Annotated in this window: 18 protein-coding genes; 8 read left to right on the forward strand and 10 right to left on the reverse strand. The window is 64.8% G+C overall.

Annotated elements, in window-relative coordinates; all coding sequences use genetic code 11:
* Nucleotides 1-270: 270 nt before the first annotated feature.
* Entirely contained in the window at nucleotides 271-657 is a 387-nt protein-coding gene (locus tag NOF53_RS25785; RefSeq protein WP_255974230.1) for a DUF5313 family protein, read from the reverse strand.
* A gap of 203 nt (nucleotides 658-860) precedes the next feature.
* On the opposite strand from NOF53_RS25785, the gene NOF53_RS25790 reads away from it, so the two are divergent.
* Nucleotides 861-1,121 (forward strand): hypothetical protein, encoded by a 261-nt coding sequence (locus NOF53_RS25790; RefSeq protein ID WP_255974232.1) that lies wholly within the window; start codon nucleotides 861-863, stop codon nucleotides 1,119-1,121.
* A 62-nt stretch (nucleotides 1,122-1,183) separates the two neighbouring features.
* Here NOF53_RS25790 and NOF53_RS25795 read toward each other — a convergent pair whose 3' ends face one another.
* The 4 genes from NOF53_RS25795 to NOF53_RS25810 form a co-directional block, all read right to left on the reverse strand.
* The gene (locus NOF53_RS25795) at nucleotides 1,184-1,945 is read right to left on the reverse strand and encodes a MerR family transcriptional regulator (RefSeq protein ID WP_255974234.1); all 762 of its coding nucleotides are present in this window, start codon (nucleotides 1,943-1,945) and stop codon (nucleotides 1,184-1,186) included.
* 38 nt (nucleotides 1,946-1,983) lie between these two features.
* Complete coding sequence (locus NOF53_RS25800) at nucleotides 1,984-3,837, reverse strand: AMP-dependent synthetase/ligase (protein WP_255974236.1); 1,854 nt, start codon at nucleotides 3,835-3,837, stop codon at nucleotides 1,984-1,986.
* 66 nt (nucleotides 3,838-3,903) lie between these two features.
* Entirely contained in the window at nucleotides 3,904-5,214 is a 1,311-nt protein-coding gene (locus NOF53_RS25805) for an MFS transporter (protein ID WP_255974238.1), read from the reverse strand.
* A gap of 104 nt (nucleotides 5,215-5,318) precedes the next feature.
* A complete protein-coding gene (locus NOF53_RS25810; RefSeq protein WP_255974240.1) occupies nucleotides 5,319-5,915 on the reverse strand; it encodes a GNAT family N-acetyltransferase in 597 nt (198 codons plus the stop codon).
* Between the two features lie 476 nt (nucleotides 5,916-6,391).
* On the opposite strand from NOF53_RS25810, the gene NOF53_RS25815 reads away from it, so the two are divergent.
* The 4 genes from NOF53_RS25815 to NOF53_RS25830 all read left to right on the forward strand — a co-directional run bounded on the left by NOF53_RS25815 (nucleotide 6,392) and on the right by NOF53_RS25830 (nucleotide 11,204).
* Complete coding sequence (locus NOF53_RS25815) at nucleotides 6,392-7,987, forward strand: aldehyde dehydrogenase (NADP(+)) (protein WP_255974242.1); 1,596 nt, start codon at nucleotides 6,392-6,394, stop codon at nucleotides 7,985-7,987.
* A gap of 26 nt (nucleotides 7,988-8,013) precedes the next feature.
* On the forward strand, nucleotides 8,014-8,949 hold the full coding sequence (locus NOF53_RS25820) for a 5-dehydro-4-deoxyglucarate dehydratase (protein ID WP_255974244.1): 936 nt from the start codon (nucleotides 8,014-8,016) through the stop codon (nucleotides 8,947-8,949).
* Nucleotides 8,949-10,220 (forward strand): glucarate dehydratase family protein, encoded by a 1,272-nt coding sequence (locus NOF53_RS25825; RefSeq protein ID WP_255974247.1) that lies wholly within the window; start codon nucleotides 8,949-8,951, stop codon nucleotides 10,218-10,220. Before NOF53_RS25820 ends, NOF53_RS25825 begins: the two co-directional genes overlap by 1 nt.
* Nucleotides 10,221-10,310: 90 nt before the next feature.
* Nucleotides 10,311-11,204, forward strand: a complete 894-nt coding sequence (locus NOF53_RS25830) for a LysR family transcriptional regulator (protein ID WP_255974249.1) — start codon at nucleotides 10,311-10,313, stop codon at nucleotides 11,202-11,204.
* 4 nt (nucleotides 11,205-11,208) lie between these two features.
* On the opposite strand, the gene NOF53_RS25835 is transcribed toward NOF53_RS25830, so the two are convergent.
* The gene (locus NOF53_RS25835; protein WP_255974251.1) at nucleotides 11,209-11,691 is read right to left on the reverse strand and encodes a carboxymuconolactone decarboxylase family protein; all 483 of its coding nucleotides are present in this window, start codon (nucleotides 11,689-11,691) and stop codon (nucleotides 11,209-11,211) included.
* Between the two features lie 236 nt (nucleotides 11,692-11,927).
* Between NOF53_RS25835 and NOF53_RS25840 the strand changes: the two genes are divergently transcribed.
* From NOF53_RS25840 to katG, 3 genes are all read left to right on the forward strand, one after another.
* Nucleotides 11,928-12,266 carry a histone-like nucleoid-structuring protein Lsr2 gene (locus NOF53_RS25840; protein WP_255974253.1) on the forward strand — a complete coding sequence of 113 codons (339 nt, stop codon included), beginning with the start codon at nucleotides 11,928-11,930 and terminating at the stop codon, nucleotides 12,264-12,266.
* 202 nt (nucleotides 12,267-12,468) lie between these two features.
* Nucleotides 12,469-12,915, forward strand: coding sequence for a Fur family transcriptional regulator (locus NOF53_RS25845; protein ID WP_255974255.1), 447 nt, complete (start codon nucleotides 12,469-12,471; stop codon nucleotides 12,913-12,915).
* Between the two features lie 33 nt (nucleotides 12,916-12,948).
* The gene (gene katG / locus NOF53_RS25850) at nucleotides 12,949-15,180 is read left to right on the forward strand and encodes a catalase/peroxidase HPI (RefSeq protein WP_255974257.1); all 2,232 of its coding nucleotides are present in this window, start codon (nucleotides 12,949-12,951) and stop codon (nucleotides 15,178-15,180) included.
* Nucleotides 15,181-15,240: 60 nt separating this feature from the next.
* Here katG and NOF53_RS25855 read toward each other — a convergent pair whose 3' ends face one another.
* The 4 genes from NOF53_RS25855 to NOF53_RS25870 form a co-directional block, all read right to left on the reverse strand.
* Entirely contained in the window at nucleotides 15,241-16,065 is an 825-nt protein-coding gene (locus NOF53_RS25855) for a dienelactone hydrolase family protein (RefSeq protein WP_255974259.1), read from the reverse strand.
* 146 nt (nucleotides 16,066-16,211) lie between these two features.
* The gene (locus tag NOF53_RS25860; protein WP_255974261.1) at nucleotides 16,212-16,652 is read right to left on the reverse strand and encodes an SRPBCC family protein; all 441 of its coding nucleotides are present in this window, start codon (nucleotides 16,650-16,652) and stop codon (nucleotides 16,212-16,214) included.
* 282 nt (nucleotides 16,653-16,934) lie between these two features.
* Entirely contained in the window at nucleotides 16,935-17,798 is an 864-nt protein-coding gene (locus tag NOF53_RS25865; RefSeq protein WP_255974263.1) for a DUF1206 domain-containing protein, read from the reverse strand.
* Nucleotides 17,791-19,050, reverse strand: a complete 1,260-nt coding sequence (locus NOF53_RS25870; protein ID WP_255974264.1) for a fatty acid desaturase family protein — start codon at nucleotides 19,048-19,050, stop codon at nucleotides 17,791-17,793. The genes NOF53_RS25865 and NOF53_RS25870 overlap by 8 nt, the downstream gene beginning before the upstream one ends.
* Nucleotides 19,051-19,445: the final 395 nt, after the last annotated feature.

The following is a 19,445-nucleotide window of genomic DNA, read 5'->3' on the forward strand; positions in this document are numbered from 1 at the left end:
TGAGCTTGCCCTTGGCGTGGACCTTGTCGACCGCTGCTTCACCGCTGGGGTGCTGCGCCTCGGCCTGACGATTACGCAGGTCGGCGAGCTTTCCCGCGGTCGTGTGAATATCGGGCGTGACCGCCGAATCTGTGACTGTCATCTAGAACTGCTCTTCCCGTCGAGGATGTCGGAACCTGCGGTCACCCAGACGGGTACGCGGTTCGTGGGGCTACCACTCGGACACCGCCACTTTATCGCACTACTTATCGATCGCTCATGTGTGCTGTATCACTCATCCCCGCGGCCGTGGCGCCTTTCATAGTCTTCGCGGGTCCAGTCGGCCCGGCGCTGAGCCTTCACCGTGAGCAGGTCGGGGTCGAGTCCGTGGCTGAGAAGTCGATGCCGGCGGTAGATGTTCATCAACGCGACCGCAAAGTACAGCAAAGGCAGCAGGAGCAGCGCCATCATCGCCAAGGGAACCCAGATCGGGCCGGGTATGAGGAGGAACAGCAGCAGTACTGCGACCACCGGTAGCATGAAGCGGAGGACGTAGCGGACGGAGGCGCCGGGACCCACCAGGTCGTTGCGGACCCATTCCTGCATGGAGTCCGGAAGCGTGCGACCGAACAGATACCCGACGTACTGGGTGGGACTGGGGCGCTGCGGATCGGCCATGAGTTCCAGGATAGTGCCGACATGCGGAAACGAACTCGACGGCAGTGTGCCGTCGAGTTCGCTACGTTCGGTCCGTCAGCTGCGTGTGTTACTTGGGCCCTCCACCTCCGCCGGTCCCGCCGCCTGTCCCACCGCCGGTTCCCGTTCCGCCACCTGTTCCGCCCCCGGGACGACCAGGGCAGGGCTTCGGCACTGTCGGACCGGTGCCGGTGTTCGGTGCGGAGCTGGCCAGCGGCACGGCAGCCCTGACTACCGGCGGACAGTCCGGCTTCGGCTGCGGCTGTGGTTGCGGGGCAATCGGCAAGGTGTGGGCGGGGCTTGCCTGGGACACGGAGCCGGCCGCGAAGGCAGGTCCTGCCGCCGCAGCTGTGACAGCGAGTGCCGCCGCGGCGACGGCGACTGCGGTACGGATCTTCGAGTGGGACATGCGATACCTCCGGGGTCGGGTTGTGGGGCCCGTTTAGATTGGGCTCCAATCGCATTCGGAACTAGATGCCCTAGGGTGCGTGAAACGCACCCCGTCCCCTCACTGCTGCTCGGCGTTTGCGACGATGACGTCGCGGACGAATTGCGCCAACCCAGGCGCGATGTCGTCGTAGTGCTGACGAAAGCGATCGTCGGCGAGGTACATCTCGGCGAGATTCACGTGCATCGCGTGGTCGCAGTCGTAAAACTTCGCGATCCCGGCGCGGTGTTCCTCCGCCAACGAGTTGGCACGCTCAGAGCCGGGTTCGACGCCGTCCGCCATCGCTTCGGCCAGCTTCGCCTCGAGGGCGTCGCCCTCGGCCTTGATGCGTTGCCAGTCCTTCTTGTCGAACTTGGCCGAACGCTGCTGTGATTGCTTCCACGCGTCGGTGTCGCCCCATCGTTCCTCGGCCTCAGCGGCGTACTCCTCGCCCGGCCAGTCGTCGCCGAAGATTTCGTTCTGTTCTTCAGGGGTGAGCTGAATGCCCATGCTTCTCGCCTCCATCATTTTCTCCACGGCTGCAGCCATCTCGTGCAAGCGATCGATCCGTTCGCTCAGCAATTCGTGCTGTCGCCGCAGATGCGCCATGGCATCCACGTCCGGGTCGTCGAGAAGGGCTGCGATCTCCTCGAGAGGGAACCCCAGCTCGCGGTACGTCAGTACGCGGTGAAGACGTTCTACGTCCACATCCGAATAGCTGCGGTACCCGCTCGGTGTGCGGTCCGATGGCGTCACCAGGCCGATCTCGTCGTAGTGATGCAGCGTGCGCACGCTCACTCCGACCAGCCTGGCGACGACACCTACCGTGTGTTTCTCGCTCACGTCTCTACTTTGGAGCCTGACGTCGGGTGAGGGTCAAGTCAGCTGTAGAGATCCTGCAGTTCGTCGGAGAAGTTGTTCATCACAACCTTGCGCTTGAGTTTCATGCTCGGTGTGATTTCGCCGTTGTCGACGGTCAGTTCTCGATCGAGGATGCGGAACTTCTTGATCTGTTCCCACCGGTTGAGTCCGGCGTTGAGCTCTTCGACGTAACCGCCGATCAGGTTGCGCGTCTCTTGGGCAGTTGCGATCTCGGAGAACGACTTATCGCCCATGCCGTGCTGTTTCGCCCAGTCGCCGATGGACTCGGCGTCGAGGGAGATGAGCGCGACACAGTACGACTTGCCCTCGCCGTCGACGATCAGCTCACCGACATACGGGCAGATGCCCTTGAACGTGGAGGCCACCGCGGAAGGTGCTACGTACTTGCCGTTGGACGTCTTGAACATGTCTTTCTTGCGGTCGGTGATCCGCAGATAGCCGTCTTCGTCGATCTCACCGATGTCGCCGGTGCGGAACCAGCCGTCCTCGGTCAACGCCTCCGCAGTCGCCTCCGGGTTTTCGTGGTAGCCGCTCATTACTCCGGGGCCCTTGACCAGAATCTCGCCGTCTTCGCCGATCTTCGTCTCGGTTCCGGGGATGGCCCAGCCCACGGTTCCGAAACGGTAGGCGGACGGCCGGTTGACGAAGGATGCCGCGCTGGTCTCGCTGAGTCCGTAACCCTCGAGGACCACGATGCCCACCGCGTCGAACCATTGTGCGACATCACGATTGAGCGCTGCGGATCCGGAGATGAAGAACTTCAGGCGTCCACCGAACCGCTCGCGAATCGTGCTGTATACCAACCTGTCTGCGAGGACGTGCTGCGCCGACTGCAGAAGGGAGGGGCTCTTTCCTGCCTGCTTGGCCTTGGACACAGCGAGCCCGACCCCGATGGCCCAGTCGAAGATCTTCGCTTTCACCCCGCCCTCTTCGCGGACGGTGGAGACGATGCGGGCATACGCCTTCTCGAAGATCCGGGGGGCCGCGCCCATGAAGGTCGGGCGTACGACCGCAAGGTTCTCGACGATCTTGTCGACCCGTCCGTCGACCGCGGTGGCGAACCCGATCTGCAGCGGCAGAACGAGCAGCACCTTCCCGAAGACGTGCGACAGAGGCAGCCACATATACTGCAGGTCGTCGGGATCGAGCAGGCCGGTGGAGTCGATGGCGGCCGCCTCGTAGGTCCACGCCGAATGGGGTAGACGTACGCCTTTGGGTTTTCCTGTGGTTCCCGACGTGTAGATGAGGGTGGCCAGATCGTCCGGCTGGATCGCGTCGATCCGCTTGGTCACCGCATCCGGTTTCTCTGCCAGCAACTCGGCGCCGAGGTCATGTAATTGCTCGAAGGTGAGCACCCAGTTGTCACCCTCGTCGGGTGTGCCGTCGATCAGGACGACCTTTTCGACGTCGGTGAGCTCGTCGCGCTTTTCCCGTAGCTTGGCCAACTGTGCGTCGTCCTCGGCGATGACGACTCGGCTCCCGGAATTCGCGACGATGTAGGCCACGTCGGGAGCAGCCGTCGTGGGGTACACCGTGGTGGTAGCAGCCCCGGCGCACATCACCGCAAGGTCGGCCAGCACCCACTCGTAGCGGGTGGCCGAAGCCAGCGCCACCCGCTGCTCGCCTTGGACCCCGAGCGAAATCAGGCCGGCGGCGAGGTTGCGCACACGATCGCCGGCCTCCGACCAGGTGACGCTGACCCACTCCCCGTCGTCTCCCGGACGGACGTAGCGGAACGCCTCGTGGCCGGGCGATTTCACCACCCGATCCACGAACATCGCCGCTACCGACGGGGCCTGATTCTCGATCTTGGACTGGTCGATGATCTCGTCCGACGCGTGTTGAGCTGCCATATATGGATCTTAGGAAGCGTCGCGGCTTCGGGGAGGTGGTTTCGCCGAGGCCGCGCAACCGTGACCTCAGGAAATCGCGCGTGGCGCCTTCGCGACGATGGCAAGCGACATGACAGCGGCGATTGCGCACAGACCACCGGCCACGAAGAACGCGGCGTCGTAGTGACCGAATTCGTCGCGCACCAGCCCCGCGAGAAACGCCACGATGCCGGCCCCGATCTGGTGCGAGGCCAGCACCCAGCCGAACACGATCGGCGCATCGGCTCCGAAGTGCTTGCGGCAGAGAGCAACTGTCGGGGGAACAGTTGCCACCCAGTCGAGGCCGTAGAAGACGACGAACGCGATCATGGGCGGGTGAACGGTGTCCGAGAAAAGGATCGGCAACAGGAGCAGTGAGATGCCGCGCAGCAGGTAGTAGATGCCGAGCAGCTTGCGCGAATCGAACCGGTCGGTGAACCACCCCGACGCGATGGTGCCGACGACGTCGAAAACTCCGATGACGGCGAGCAGGCTCGCCGCCGCGGTGATCGGCATGCCGTGGTCGTGCGCGGCGGGTACGAAATGGGTGCCGACCAATCCGTTGGTGCTTGCGCCGCAAATCGCGAAGGTACCGGCCAACAGCCAGAAGACCCGAGTGCGGGCCGCGGAGAACAACACGGTGACGGCCCGGCCCGCAGCGCCACCGCGTCCGGTCGGTGCGGGTGGTTCCGCGAGGTAGTCGGGCCCTGCTCCGTACGGCACCGTACCGACATCCGATGGCCGGTTGCGGAGAAACATCAGCACCAGCGGGACGACGGCGAGGGCCGCGAACGACACCGTCAGCGCCACCGTCTGCCAGTTGTATCGCTCGGCGAGCACGGCGAGGATCGGCAGGAACACCAGCTGTCCCGCCGCGCTGCCCGCGGTCAGAATGCCCGTGACCAGACCGCGCCGCGCCACGAACCAGCGGTCGACGACGGTGGCGACGAACGCCAGCGCCATCGAACCGGTTCCCACACCGACGAGGACACCCCACAGCAACACCAGTTGCCAGGTGGCGGTCATGAAGACGGTGAGTCCACTGCCCGCGGAGACCAGCAGCAGCGCCGCCGTCACCACCCGGCGCATGCCGAACCGCTCCATCAGGGCTGCGGCGAACGGTGACGTCAATCCGTACAGCACGAGGTTGATTGACACCGCCGAGGAAATACTTGCTCGTGACCAGCCGAAGTCTTCGTGCAGCGGGTCGATGAGGATGGACGGCGCAGCTCGGAAACTTGCCGCTCCCACCAGAGCGAGGAAAGCGACCGCCGCCACCAGCCAGGCGTAATGGATGCGCGGTGGACGCGTGGCTGTCGACGGCCCGGTAGATGCGGGTGGGGCGATCTCGGAAGTCACGTCCGCTAGTCTGCTCGACCGGAACCGAGCCAGGAAAGTGGCAGGATCGACAATATCCGACTGATTCTTGCCACCGTGGCCGAAGGATGGGTTGGATGCCGACGCTATTGCGTGTGCGGCTCGCAAACGTCTGCGCGAATGTTGCGCGACGGTCCGTTCCGGAAATCGAGCCTGCTGATGTAGTGGGTTCCGTCGTCTATGGGGTTGTCGGGCGGGAGGAAGCCCTCACCGACGCGGCGGAAGCCAGCCTTCTCGAGTGCTCGCCAGGACGCACGATTCGGTACGACGACGGGAACGATGATTGCGCTCGCGTTGGGTGCGTCTGCGCGGCACTTTTCCACGAATGCGCTGATCATGGCTGTGCCCACGCCGCGGCCGGTGCACTGCGGGTCGCCGATGAAGTAGTCGATCGACATGCTGCCTTCCGGGACTTCGACAAGCGCCGTGAGCAGTTCGACGTCTTCCGGGTAGTCGGCGAGGCGATACCGCTGGATGAAACCGAGGGGGCGGCCACCACGCAAGACGACGAAATCCTCGCACGGTTCGGTGCCGTCGATGCTTCCGCCGAAGTCCCGCTCGATATCGGCGTCCGACGTCTCGTGGTTCCAGAAACGTGCGACGTGGGGTTCACGGAGCCACTTCTGCAGCTGAGGGAAATGGTCCCGGGTCGTACGGAGAAACTCGAAGTCGTCGACGGACACGCAGGCGACGCTACCAAGGAAGACTCACATCGGATCAGTTCAATGTAAGCATCAATCACGACATTTTTTGACTTGGACATGTATAGAACGCGGCTCTAGCGTGGCTTTATGACTCAGGTCACGCAGTGGGACCGCGTGCGCCGGGTCGCCTAGTCGCACCAGAACCCGAGAGGAGTCATCGATGACCCTCCCCCTTGCCGTCTCGCCGGCGGTCGACAGCGCGGATCGAAGATTTTCCGCCGCGTCGTGCCGCTGTTCATCGTCATGCTGATCTGCAATCAGCTAAACCGGTCGAACATCGGCTACGCCCAGACGGACGGCAGAAGTCTGCGGCGGTGACGTACTTCCGGCGAGACAAGGAAGACATCGACGATGTCGCGACCTGGCAGAGGTGGACGCCGACAAGACCACCGCAGCAGCCAAGTGACCTCACACCGGCACATACGAAACGCAGACGAGAACTCGAGGAAAGAATGATGACAGCAACGGTAAATCGGACCGACGTGACCGGACAGATGATCATCGCAGGGAGGCGCGTCCAGGGTTCCGGTGCGGCGATCCACGGCATCGACCCCACCACCGGGGAGCGGCTCGAACCAGGTTTCGCGCACGGTGACGAAGGGGACGTCGAGGCCGCCTGCGCCGCCGCCGACGAGGCGTTCGCGCCGTACCGCGCCACGAGCAGCGAGGAGCGCGCCCAGTTCCTCGAGGCGATCGCCGACAACATCAAGGCTCTCGGCGAGACGCTCGTCGAACGGGCGTGTGCCGAATCCGGACTTCCCCAGGGCCGCATTACCGGTGAGGTGGGCCGCACGTCCGGACAGCTGCGGCTGTTCGCCGGGGTCCTGCGTGACGGCGGGTGGAACGGCGCCCGCATCGACCCCGCGAGGCCCGACCGGACGCCCCTTCCCCGTGCCGACATCCGTCAACGGAAGGTGCCGCTCGGACCCGTTGCGGTGTTCGGCGCGAGCAACTTTCCCCTCGCCTTCTCGGTCGCAGGCGGCGACACCGCGTCCGCGCTGGCGGCGGGTTGCCCCGTCGTCGTGAAGGCCCATGACGCGCATCCCGGCACATCCGAGCTCGTCGGCCGCGCAATCACCGACGCCGTCGTAAGCACCGGCATGCCGGCGGGGACGTTCTCGCTGCTCTACGGTGCGGGACCCGAACTCGGCACCGCACTGGTGAAGGACCCCCGCATCAAGGCCGTCGGGTTCACCGGATCTCGTTCCGGTGGAACCGCTCTGGTCGCGGCAGCCGCGGGTCGACCGGAACCGATCCCGGTGTACGCGGAGATGAGTTCGATCAACCCGGTCTTTCTTCTGGGGAACGCACTCGCTACCCGCGGCGCCGACCTCGGTCGCGCATTCGTCGCGTCCCTGACGCTCGGATCCGGCCAGTTCTGCACGAATCCCGGACTCGTCATCGCCGTCGAGGGTCCCGGCCTCGCCGAGTTCGTCGCGGCCGCGAATGCTGCCGTCGCCGAGACGGTGCCGTCACCGATGCTCACCCCGGTCATCGCCGGCTCCTACGCCGATGGGGTTGCCGCCCTCGAGAGTGCGGCCACCGCGGAGGCCCGTGGTATCGAGTCCGACGCCCCCAATTCGTGTCGGGCCGCACTCTTCAGCAGCGACGCCGACACATTCCTGGGCTCGGAGGTGCTGCAGCAGGAGGTGTTCGGTGCCTCCAGTCTGGTCGTCAAGTGCCGCGACGCCGAGCAGGTGCGTGTCGTGGCGTCGAAGCTGGAAGGCCAACTGACCGCGACCGTCCATGCAGACGAGGAAGACCTGGACGAGGCCGGACGCCTGCTGACCGTCCTCGAGCTCAAGGCCGGCCGGATCCTGTTCGGCGGCTGGCCCACCGGGGTCGAGGTCGGCCACGCGATGGTGCACGGTGGGCCCTACCCTGCGACGTCCGACTCGCGCACCACGTCGGTGGGATCGCTGGCGATCGAACGCTTCCTGCGTCCCGTCGCCTACCAGGAGGTCCCGCCGTCGTTGCTGCCCACCGCCGTCGCCGACGGCAACCCCGAACAGTTGTGGCGCCGTATCGACGGCCGCCTCACCCAAGACTGAAATCCACTCTCGTGAAGGAGAACCCCATGCTCGACGGCGTCCTGTTCTTTCCCGTCACACCGTTCACCGAATCCGGTGACGTCGACTACGGCCGGCTCGCGGAGCACGTCGCGAAGGGTGTGGACGCCGGCCCCGGTGGCGTCTTCATCGCCTGTGGCACCGGCGAATTCCATGCCCTCGGGCTTGAAGAATTCGGCAAGATCGTCGCCAAGGCCGTCGAGGTCGTCGCCGGACGCGTCCCCGTGTTCGCCGGGGCCGGCGGATCGGTGCAGCAGGCCAAGGAGTTCGCAGCCAGCGCGAAGGCCAACGGCGCCGACGGCATCCTGCTGCTCCCGCCGTACCTGGTGACGATGCCGCAGGCCGGACTGGTGGAGTACACCCGCGCGGTCGCCGACACCACCGATCTGCCCCTCATCGTCTACAACCGCAGCAACGCCCGTTTCGACGAGGCGTCCGCCGTGGAGGTGGCCCAGTTCCCGACCGTCATCGGTTTGAAGGACGGTACCGGCGACTTGGACAAGGTCGCGCGTATCATCCGCGCCGTGAAAGACGTGCTCGCACCGTCGGGTAAGCCGTTCCTGTTCTTCAACGGCATGCCCACGGCAGAGATCACTCAGCAGGCGTACCGCGCTATCGGTGTGACGCTGTATTCCTCGGCCACATTCGCGTTTGCGCCCGAACTGGCTCTCGGTTTCTACGACGCGCTCGAATCGGGTAACGAGGAACTCACCGACGCGCTGCTCCGCAGCTTCTTCCATCCTCTGGTCCGCCTGCGCGATCAGGTGCCGGGCTATGCGGTGTCCCTGGTCAAGTTCGGCGTCACGATGGAGGGCCTCGAGGCCGGACCGGTGCGACCGCCTCTCGTGCAGCCGAGCGAGGGGCACAAGCAGGAACTGGCACAGATCACCGCAGCCGGACGGGCAGCGCTCGCCGACGCCCTCGCTTTACAAGCGGTGCGCTGATGTCCTCGGAACCGATCCGCATCACCGGTGCGCGCATCACACCGGTCGCCTTCGTCGATCCGCCGCTGCTCAACACGGTCGGCGTGCACCAGCCGTATGCACTGCGCGCGATCATCCAACTCGATACGGACAGCGGCCTCGTCGGACTGGGCGAGACGTACGCCGATACCGCGCACCTCGCTCGACTCCAGGCGGCCGCCGAGGCCATCACCGGACTCGACGTCTTCTCCCTGAACGCAATTCGGGCGGAGATCGACGCAAAGATTGCCACCCTGTCGATCACGGGCGGAGACGGGGTCGCCGGAATGATCACCACCGCCAGTACCACCGATCGGGTGTTCTCCCCATTCGAGGTGGCGTGCCTCGACGTGCAGGGCAAGGCGCTCGGCCGGCCGGTCTCCGATCTGCTCGGCGGCAAGGTGCGCGACGCCGTTCCGTTCAGCGCCTACCTGTTCTACAAGTGGGCCGGGCACCCCGGTGCCCACCCGGACGAGTGGGGTGAGGCGCTGGACCCGGACGGATTGGTGCGTCAGGCGCAGAAGATGATCGGCGAGTACGGCTTCGAGGCGATCAAAGTCAAGGGTGGCGTGTTTTCGCCCGACGAGGAGATCGCCGGGATCAAGGCCTTGCGCGCCGCATTCCCGGACCTGCCGCTGCGGCTCGACCCCAACGCCGCCTGGTCCGTGAACACGTCGGTCAGGGTGGCGTCGGAACTCGACGGCATCGTCGAGTACTTGGAGGATCCGACGCCCGGTCTCGACGGCATGGCCGAGGTGGCCCGTGAGGCGAAGATGCCGTTGGCCACCAACATGTGCGTCGTCGCCTTCGATCAGCTCAGACCTGCTGTGCTGAAGGAGTCCGTTCAGGTCGTGCTGTCGGACCACCATTACTGGGGTGGCCTACAGCGGTCGCGGTTGCTCGCCGGCATCTGCGACAACTTCGGTATGGGGCTGTCGATGCATTCCAACTCGCATCTCGGCATCAGCCTGGCTGCGATGGTGCACCTCGCCGGGGCCACACCGAACCTCACGTACGCCTGCGACACCCATTGGCCGTGGAAGACCGAGGACGTCGTGAAGCCAGGTGTGCTGAAGTTCGTCGACGGCGCGGTCGCGGTGCCGACGACGCCGGGGTTGGGCGTCGAGATCGACGAGGACGCGCTCCGCTCACTGCACGAGCAGTACCTCGACTGCGGGGTGCGCGACCGTGACGACACGGGGTACATGCAGTCGATCGATCCGACCTTCGAGAACACCTGCCCACGCTGGTGAAGTAGGTAGCCGGGTACCGGAGCGCGCGTCGGCAGGTCCGCTACATTGTTCGAAACGAGCGCCCCGGCTCGACGGCAGAGGAGTGGGTCGATGTTTTCCCTTACGCGGCTGTCGTGTTTCATCGCCGTCGCGGAGGAGTTGCATTTCGGTCGTGCTGCGGAGCGCCTCCACATGACTCAGCCTCCGCTGAGCCGGCAGATTCAACAGCTCGAAAGTGAACTGGGTGTGCAGCTGATCGACCGAACCAGCCGATCGGTGACGCTGACCGCCGCAGGAACGGCGTTCCTTCCGGATGCGCGCCGCATCCTTACCTTGTCTGAGAGCGCGGTACTGACGGTGCGACGGGTACCCGCGGGCGACCTCGGAACCGTGGTCGTCGGGTTCACCGGGGCTTCCGCCCACGCGGTGCTACCGCGACTGCTCGAGGCAGCCCGCGACACGCTTCCGGATGTGAAGATCGTTCTCCGTGAGATGGTGACATCGGTGCAGATCGAGGCTCTGACCAGCGGAGAAATGGACCTTGGATTGATCCGGCCCATTCTCACCCGGCCCGGAATCGAAACCCGCCCCATTCACCACGAGAACCTCGTCGCCGCACTTCCGCATGGGCATCCGCTGGCCGAGCAGGAGCACCTGAGCGTGGAGGACTTCGACGACCAACCCGTGGTCATGTACTCACCCGTCGATGCGCGGTACTTCCACGAACTGCTGATCAGCACCTTCACGATCGTCGGCGCCTCGCCACGGTACGTGCAATACGTGACGCAGGTGCACACGATGCTCGTCCTCGTGCGCTCCGGTCTGGGAATGGCGCTGGTGCCGGAATCTGCGGAGACAATGCATCCCGAGGGTGTGGTGTTCCGGCCGGTCAGCTCGGTTCGGGATCGGCCTGTGCAGATGAACGCCGCCTGGCGCACCGACAACCGCAACCCTGCACTGCAGAGGATGATGAAGGACGTTCTCCCGCAGCATGAATGGAACTGAACGATCAGAGCGTGAGCTTGCAGGTCTGACCGATGTCGAGCACCCGCAGCACGCGGCCCGTTCCCAGCCACAATGCGCACGACAAGGCAAGGTCGGTCAGGAGTTCGTCGGAGAAGTGCTCATGACACCGGTCCCAGAAATCCTCGTCGTCACGTAGCCCGGTGTGATCGGTGGCAAACCGGTAGGCGAACTCCGCCGCCGTCCGCTCCCGATCGTCGTAACCCGGCCACGACTCCCACTCGAGGACGTGGTCGTAGAAGTGCTCGTCGATACCGGCGTCCGGCCCGCCCCCGTCCCGGGCTCCACGGCACACCGCGCATTCGTTGGCGACGGCGATCGCCATCCGCGCGATCTCGCGCACTCGCAACTGTAACCGGTTCCGGTGGTACACGGCATCGGTGAAAACACCCAGCGCCCGACCCAACTCCGGGGAAGCCGACAACCAGCCGGCCAGGTCATCGTCGCTGTAGCTACCTACTCGGCTCATTTCCGAATGCTACAGCGAACCTCCCGCCGAACGGTCTATTTGACACAAGTTCTAAGGTGGCTCGGTCGGTCCCGGCGACGTCCTGAAGGCCCCCCGCTGAGTAGTCTCGAACTCGATGCACCCAGCTCTCGAGCGCAGCCGTGGAGGGTGCCGTCAACGAGGACGACGTGGGGTCACGAGTCCATCTGAGGGCAGTAGTGTCTTGTGGGCTGTAACCAGATCAAAAGGAGTTCAGGGTGGCGCAGAAAGTGGTAGTGGAGCTGGTCGACGACATCGACGGGAGCCTCATCGAGAACGGGAAGGGCGAGCACATCACCTTCTCGGTCAACGGTGTCGACTACGAAATCGACCTGAAGACGAAGAATGCCAGGGAGTTCCTGCGCACCATGGACTTCTACATCGAACACGCCACCCGGGTCGACAGGCGAAAGGGCCGGTCCTCCGCGAGCGCCACGCCGCGCGCCGCGGCGGGGGCGAGCACGGTTCGGGAGTGGGCGGCCGAGAACGGATACGACATTTCCTCCCGCGGCCGCATTCCCGCAGAGGTGCAGGAAGCGTTCGACGCAGCGCATTGACCTTGCCGACCTGAGCGCCCGAGTGGGCGGCCACGCCGGCTCACTTCCGAACCGACGCGGCCTCGACATGTCTGGTACTCCGGAACACCGGACGTGTCTGGCAACGCATTACCCCCTGAGTCGATCGTTGAATCCACGCCGCCTACGCGGCCGGTTATCCAAAATCGTGACTGATTCCAGAAAAGTGCGTCATAGTAGTGAGGTGCCCTCGACGCGGGATTACGAAGTGCAGTTGCGTGCAGCTCGGCTACGCGTGACTCGCCCTCGCCTGGCGGTGTTGGATGGCGTTCGCGAGTATCCGCACGCCGACACGGAGACGATCTTCGGAGCCGTGCGCACACGCCTACCCGGGGTTTCCCGGCAAACCGTGTACGACGTTCTGCATGCGCTGACCGACGTGGGCTTGGTGCGGCGGATCGAGCCGTCCGGGTCCGTCGCACGCTACGAGTTGCGTGTCGGTGACAATCACCACCACGTCGTGTGCCGGTCATGCGGGGCCATCGCCGACGTCGACTGCGCCCTTGGCGAGGCGCCCTGCCTGACCGCGTCCGAGGACAACGGCTTCCTCGTAGAGGAGGCCGAGGTCATCTATTGGGGCGTGTGCCCCGACTGCACGACTTCAGATACCTCGCGAACAAAACCGCGATAACAGCCCGATCTACTCGCTCCTGGAAGGAATGCTGTGTCCGATAGCTGCCCGGTCGCTCATGAGGGCAACAACACTCAGAGCACCAGTGAAAGTGAAAATCCCGCAATCCCGTCCCCCACGGCCAAGGGCCATCGTCCGAGGACGAACCGCGACTGGTGGCCCAACCAGCCGGAGCTGTCGGTGTTGCACGCCCACTCGTCGAAGTCCAATCCGATGGGCGGCGACTTCGACTACGCCGAGGAGTTCGCCAAGCTCGATGTCGAGGCACTCAAGCGAGACGTCATCGATCTGATGACGACCTCTCAGGACTGGTGGCCCGCCGACTACGGCCATTACGGTGGACTCTTCATCCGGATGAGCTGGCACTCCGCAGGCACCTACCGCATCGCCGACGGTCGCGGCGGCGGCGGGCAGGGCGCCCAGCGCTTCGCACCGCTCAACAGCTGGCCCGACAACGCGAGCCTCGACAAGGCGCGCCGACTGTTGTGGCCGGTCAAGCAGAAGTACGGCAAGCAAATTTCATGGGCGGACCTCCTCGTCTTCGCCGGCAACTGTGCCCTCGAGTCGATGGGATTCAAGACCTTCGGCTTCGGCTTCGGTCGTAAAGACATCTGGGAGCCCGAGGAGATGTTCTGGGGTCCGGAGGACACCTGGCTCGGCGACGAACGCTACAGCGGCGAGCGTGAGCTGTCCGGTCCGCTCGGGGCCGTGCAGATGGGTCTGATCTACGTGAACCCGGAGGGACCGAACGGAGAGCCGGATCCGCTGGCTGCCGCCCACGACATCCGGGAGACGTTCGCCCGCATGGCGATGAACGATGTGGAGACCGCCGCGCTGATCGCCGGCGGCCACACCTTCGGTAAGACCCACGGCGCCGGCGACGCCGACCTCGTCGGCCCCGAACCGGAAGCCGCCCCGATCGAGCAGCAGGGTCTGGGCTGGAAGAGTGCCCACGGCACCGGTGTGGGCAAGGACGCGATCACCAGTGGCCTCGAGGTGGTGTGGACGCCCACTCCGACGAAGTGGGACAACAGCTTCCTGGAGACGCTGTACGGCTTCGAGTGGGAGCTCACCAAGAGCCCCGCCGATGCCTGGCAGTGGACCGCCAAGGACGGCGCAGGCGCGGGCACGATCCCCGACCCGTTCGACTCGTCGGCGGGGCGCGCCCCCACGATGCTGACCACGGACCTCTCGTTGCGCATCGACCCCGCCTACGAGAAGATCACCCGGCGTTGGCTCGACCACCCGGAGGAGTTCGCCGAGGAGTTCGCCAAGGCGTGGTACAAGCTGCTGCACCGCGACATGGGACCCGTCACGCGCTACCTCGGCCCGTGGGTTCCGGAGGCGCAGTTGTGGCAGGATCCCGTCCCCGCCGTCGATCACCAGCTGATCGGTGACAGCGAGATCGCGGCGCTGAAGAGCAAGATCCTCGATTCGGGGCTGTCCATTCCCCAGCTGGTGTCCACTGCCTGGGCGTCGGCGGCCACCTTCCGCGGCACCGACATGCGGGGAGGCGCCAACGGAGCGCGGATCCGGCTTGCGCCGCAGAAGGATTGGGAGGTGAACAACCCCACGGAGCTGTCCACGATCTTGCAGACCCTCGAACAGATCCAGCAGGACTTCAACTCGTCACAGTCCGGCGGGGTGAAGGTCTCGCTGGCGGACGTGATCGTTCTGGCCGGTACCGCTGCTGTCGAGAAAGCGGCGAAGAACGCCGGCAACGACATCACGGTGCCGTTCACACCGGGGCGCACGGATGCCTCGCAGGAGCAGACCGACGCGGAAACGTTCACCGTGCTCGAACCGAGGGCCGATGGGTTCCGCAACTACCTCCGTGCCGGAGAGAAGTTGCCGGCGGAGGCCCTTCTGGTCGAGCGGGCCTACATGTTGAACCTGACCGCTCCGGAGATGACGGTTCTCGTCGGCGGTTTGCGGGCCCTCGACGCCAACTTCGGCCAAACCAAGCACGGTGTCTTCACCGACCGGCCGGAGACGTTGACCAACGACTTCTTCGTCAACCTCCTCGACATGGGCACGGAGTGGAAGCCTTCCGAGTCGACTGAAAACGTCTACGAGGGCCGCGATCGCGCCACGGGTGAGCGCAAGTGGACGGCCACCGCCGCCGATCTCGTCTTCGGCTCGAACTCGCAGTTGCGCGCAATCGTCGAGGTGTACGGCAGCGGCGACGGTCAGCAGAAGTTCGTGCAGGACTTCATCTCTGCATGGAACAAGGTGATGAACCTCGACCGGTTCGACCTCGCCTGATCGGACCCCGAATCGCATACGGCACCCCGCGAGCTGGCACAGCTCGCGGGGTTCTGGGTGCTACTCGGCGTGGAGCAGTCGGGTGCGGAACAGGTCGAGAACCTGATCGAGCGCGTCCCGCGTCGGCTGCCCCGGTTCGTCGATGAGGTGTTCGGTGAGTACCGAGTGGGGTTTGATCGTTGCCTCGGTGTTGGCGGCGGTGTCGTCGAGTTCTACGGCGGTGAAGGCCTCGCCCAATTCAGCCCGCAGGAAGTCGAAACGTTCCGCGGGGGAGAGTTTGTCACCCGCGAATCGCAACCCGAGGACGGTGAGCCCGTTGGCGCACCGCTGCTTGACTTTCGCGAGGTCAGCGGGCGAGATGTCGATGGATCGTCGTTGCCGCGCGGTAATTCCCACAGGCATCGAGGGTTGCGAGAGGACTGGTGCCAGCAGTCGGTCATCGGTGGACATAGCGAGGGCGTACCCGCCGGTGAAGCACATGCCCACCGCGCCGACTCCGGGCCCTCCGCAACGGCGGTGCTCCGCGGCGGCAAGTGCACGTAGCCACTTCACAACTGGGGAGGTCTTTCCGGTTGCCAGTACGACGAATTCGCGACTGATGCACGCCGGAATGATCGAGGACGCGAACTTGCTCACCGCTCGGACGGCGCCATCGGTGTCGGGGTTCGGATAGGCGTGCCCCGGTCGGCCGAACAGGTGGGGCAGCACTGCCGTGCATCCAATCGCGGAGATCCGGCGGGCGAACTCGAGCACCTTCGGGGTGATCCCGGGCATCTCCGCGATCACGATGACCGCCGGCCCCGTGCCGTGTCGGAAGACTGTCCGCGTCTTTCCCTCGTGGGTGAACGTGACGGCCTCGAAATCGTGCATGGTGTCGTCCGGCATGGTTCGTGATGCTATCCGGACTCGCCCTTGCGGGGAGTGCCGAAGTCGCTCGCCGTATTCAGCGGGAGTGTCCGAGCGGGACCCACTCTCCGGGGATCGACCCGTCCGACGATGAGGATTCTGACGAGATTGGGGAGAACCTCACGTTAATCGGCTCTGGTTTCGAGCAGGACCTCGAGATTCTGGAGGTTCACGGCGAACTCCCGGCGGAGGCTGGCAGCAACCAGCGGGTCACCGAGTTTGAAGAGGCCTTTCTGCTCCATCTGCATGCGGCACGTCACTCGGGTTCCATCGGCCGTCGTATCGGTCAGGTACGTCGCCTCGAAACGACTCGGTCCCGAAGCCCCACTGAAGGTGATCTTCGTGTTCGGTTCATAGTGGACGTACTCGTTCGTCAGCTCGAGCTTCCGTCCCATAAATTTGCGAACAACAACATGCTTGGTACCCACCCCCGGCGGTCCATCGGTAACCCGGCGCACCTCCCCCAATCCCTCTTGCCATCGGGGAGCGTTGGTCTGGTCCGCGACAAAGGTGAACACTTCGCCGATCGGGCGCGCGATAGTAATGCTGTCTTCAACTTCGATCATGACGGCCTCCTGTCCGACTCGGCACCGTCGTGACATCAAGTGGGTGTGAGTGATAGTGACCAGTATTTTCCCTGACATGCCCCCACTGAGGAACCCCTGCAGACACGCACGCCTCGACGATGGGGCGCGGGCGAAAGGGGAGATTTTGGGCAGAATGCCTGCCGAATGAGATGGACTCTTCGGCTGTGCGTCTAGGGTCTTCGCGTTGGGCAGCTCTCATTGCCCGAGCGCGACACGCTCCTCGAGAACCGGCTTGCTGCGGCTGCTCGGCGCTGTGCACGGCTACATCTTGGCGTAGCGGGCCATGGCGAAGCTGTAGAGGCCGTAGGTGATGATGCCGACGCCGGCCGTGATGAGGAGGGCCACGCCGTAGGGTTGGGCGCCGATGGTTTTGAAGGCACCGTCGAGTCCTGAGGCCTTGTCCGGGGCGGATTGATTGACGGCAAGGATCACCAGCAACCCGATGGCGGCGATGGCCAGACCTTTCGCGATGTAGCCGACCATGCCCAGTCGTCGCACGAGAGGGCTGGTGGTTCCTTCGAGGTCGTCGAGGAAGCTGCGACTGACTCCCTTGTAGACGTGGTATCCGCCGACCGCGATGATGACCAGCGCCCCCGCGATGAGGGCGATCGTACCGGCGGTGGTTTGCATCAGTCGGGCCGTGATCCCTGCACTCTGACCGCTGCTGGACTTTCCGCTGCCGCGGGCGAATCCGAACGCGGAGAGGGCGAACGAGAAGTAGACCACCGCCAGGGCGAAGGCTTTGAAACGATCGATCACTTCCGATTTCTTGCTGTCGGCGTCCGGCCGGGACGAACTGCCGAGTGCCGCTTCGGCGAGCCGCCACAGTCCCATGATGGTGAACGCGACCACGCCGACCCACAGTGCTGCGATGCCGCCCGGCTTGGCGGCCAGTTCCGTCATGGCACCGGATTGGTCGGCGGTGCCGGCTGCGCCGCCGAGGGCGAGCCGGATGGCGATGTAGCCGATGATCAGGTGCACGATGCCGCTCACGACGAAACCTGCGCGGGCGAACCGTTCGAAGAAGCTGTTCTGTGCCAGTCGGCCTGCGGTGGAGGACGAGTTGTCCTGCGACGCCCGCGAAGAGTTGGCGGCGTGTGCACGGGAAGGGGTGGTGTCAGACATGGCGATCGTCCCTTGTTGGTAGTGGTGGAATCCGCCGTCGGCGGGTGCGACGGTTCGCCGGCAGGGCTCGTAGGGCCGTCCGTAGCCCGATGCGGGAACCCGGAGCCACCCCGACCGGCTCACGCAAGGCGCGGAACTTCAGTTCGGAGGCCGTTTCCGGGGCATCGTCGGCGGTCGCGCGCAGAAACCGGTCGGGCAGTGCGAGTTTGTGGATGGTGCGCAGCGTCAGCAGGTACTGCCGGGCGAGGGAGCCGGTGGTGTACGGCAGGTCGTATTTTTCGCACAATGCTTGCACCTTGGTAGAGATTTCCGCGTAACGGTTGCTGGGGAGGTCGGGAAACAGGTGATGCTCGATCTGATAGCACAAGTTGCCGCTCAGGAACGCCAACACCGGGCCGGCCCGGAAGTTGGCCGCGCCGAGCATTTGCCGCAGATACCACTCCGGCCGGGTTTCGTTCTCGAGTTCGGCGAGGGTGAACTTCTCGGCACCGTCGGGGAAGTGCCCGCAGAAAATCACCACGTACGCCCACACGTTTCGCAGGAGATTCGCGGTGAGGTTCGCCGTCAGGGTTCGTCGCCATCGGTGTCCGCTGAGGGCGGGGAAGAGGAGGTAGTCTTTGCCCGCCTGGCGGGTGATCTTCCCGATCAGTGCTCGGGAGTGGGCAGATCTTTCGGCGGCGGTGCCGGCCCGGGCATGTTCGGAATACAGGTCATGGAGGGCGATGCCCCATTCGAACGTCGCTGCCAACAGTATGTTTCGCAATGGCTGCAGCAGGTGTTCCGGCTTCCACGGTTGATCGCGGGTAATCCGGAGGACACCGTAGCCGAGGTCCTCGTCCATTCCGACGACGTTGCTGTACACGTGGTGGCGGTAGTTGTGGGAGTAACGCCACTGCGATGACAGGCCGGCCATGTCCCATTCCCAGTTGCTGGAATGAATTTCGGGGTCGTTCATCCAGTCCCATTGACCATGGGAGACGTTGTGGCCGATCTCCATGTTTTCCACACTTTTGGCCACACCGAGCGCAGTCGTCCCGAGGACCCAGCCCGCCGGTCTCCTGCTGCCGTAGATCACCAGCCGCGCAGCGGCATCGAGTAGTCGCTGGAGGCTGATGGCCCGGCGGATGTAGGTGGCGTCGGCGGCGCCGAGCGACTCGGTGACGTCACGGCGAATTCTGGTGAGTTCGTCACTGAGCGCTTCGACGTCCTCGCTGGTGAGGTGCGCGTACTCCTTGATTTCGGAAATCGCCATGGTGTGCTCCAGATTCTGACGGGTGTGGGGCATGTCCGGCGCGGCTGGATGACCACGCCGACGACGGCGAGGATGATTAATCGGACGCCTCGGCGTCGGGACTGCACTCATGGGGGGCGATGTGCCGTGCGGCGCAGGGCACATCGGCAGGGGTGAAAGGGTTCAGCGTTTGAACGCGTCCGCGATCTTCGCGCCGGACTGCTCGAGGTTGCCCTCGGCCTGATCAACACCGGCCTGCGGCTTCGAGGTTGTGGGTGGCTATGCCGAACGCCCCTTCTTCACCGAACCCTTCGCGGCCTCGGCCGTATGCGCAACCTTCTTACCCATACTCATGGCGGGTTCTTCTTCCTCTGGTGTCTCGCCCGGCGCGGACTCGTCGGTTGAAGACGATCGCG

It is taken from the genome of Rhodococcus tibetensis (genome assembly GCF_024438035.1).
Classification (GTDB): domain Bacteria; phylum Actinomycetota; class Actinomycetes; order Mycobacteriales; family Mycobacteriaceae; genus Rhodococcus_F; species Rhodococcus_F tibetensis.